The sequence below is a fragment of the Frankia sp. AgKG'84/4 genome (assembly GCF_023242965.2).
Taxonomy (GTDB): domain Bacteria; phylum Actinomycetota; class Actinomycetes; order Frankiales; family Frankiaceae; genus Frankia.
Genome location: NZ_JALKFU020000793.1, coordinates 1 through 1099, shown reverse-complemented (window position 1 = coordinate 1099; position 1099 = coordinate 1). Strand labels below are relative to the sequence as shown.

The window sequence follows — 1099 nt, the reverse complement described above, 5'->3', positions numbered from 1 at the left end:
GCTGCGGCTGCGGCTGCGGCCGGCGGGCTGACCGCGGGCGTGGACGCCGGTGTCGGGCCGGGAGCGCGCCTGGTCCGGTTCGTCGGCGACCAGCAGACCGCGGTCCACCCCGGGTCGACGGCCGGATCCGACAGGTCGTACCAACCCTGTGGCAGGAACGATCCCCATCTCACCGGCGGACCGCCGAACCCGGTGCCACCGGCGGGCCGGGGCACGCCGAAGGTCGCCACGCCGTCCGGGCAGCCCATGTGCTCGACCCGGAAGGACGGCTCCCCCGCCGCCGGCCCGCGCCCGGGCCCCGTGCGACACAGCAGGTCGGTGGACGGCGGCCAGGACTGCGCCACGTGCGCGTAGTAGCCGCCCGGCAGGTAGGTCATGCCCCCGGAGGGCTGACCCGGCTCCGGGGGGACGCTGACATAGCTGATCTGATTGCTCGGGCAGCTCGCCCAGGACGCGCCACCGGCCTGCGCGCTCCCGGCGCCGCCGACGGCGACCAGCCCGCTCACGGCCACCGTGACGCTGACGGCGACGAACGAGGAACGCACCCGGCGGGGCACCACGCCCCGGCCGCCGGCCCGACGGAAAGCGGGAAGGCGACGAGCGGGTACCGGACGGTCGGCGGAGTTCGGCGGATTGGCGGCGGACGGCCCCCTGCCGTCGGGCCGTCCTGGGGATACGGCAAACGACACTGAATGCCTCCTTCTCGAACCCTGCCGCGGCACGACCCTCGGCACAGTGGCCCGCACGGGAGCGGAGCACCCGTTTCCACATTTTGGCGCGGGATTCCCGCAAATAAAACAGTAATCGGCCATCAGGATAGCGGCAGTTGTCGATACGTTGAGGCATCACGGGGCGATCGGGACCATCGTGTCGCGACGACCGGAGAGGGATTCGGCAGCGCCACGGCAGGTTGATGATCCGCGCCAGGCCGGTTCCGGCTACCTTTCGCGTACCCCTGGTGCCCGTAGAAGCGCGGCGACCCGGGTCTGGGCGTGCAGCTCGACCGCGGCCAGGCCGCGCTCGCGTGCGCGTCCCAGCAGCGCCGCGGTGACCAGCTGGCCAAGGCCCCGGCCGGCCGGCTGCGCCTCGTCGACTTCGA

The 1099-nt window shown here is 73.4% G+C and carries 1 protein-coding gene; it reads right to left on the bottom strand.

Annotated features, from left to right (window positions below; translation table 11 throughout):
* On the bottom strand, positions 1-545 hold a 545-nt coding region (locus tag MXD58_RS25265; RefSeq protein ID WP_250610159.1), incomplete at its 3' end, for a hypothetical protein.
* Positions 546-1099: the final 554 nt, after the last annotated feature.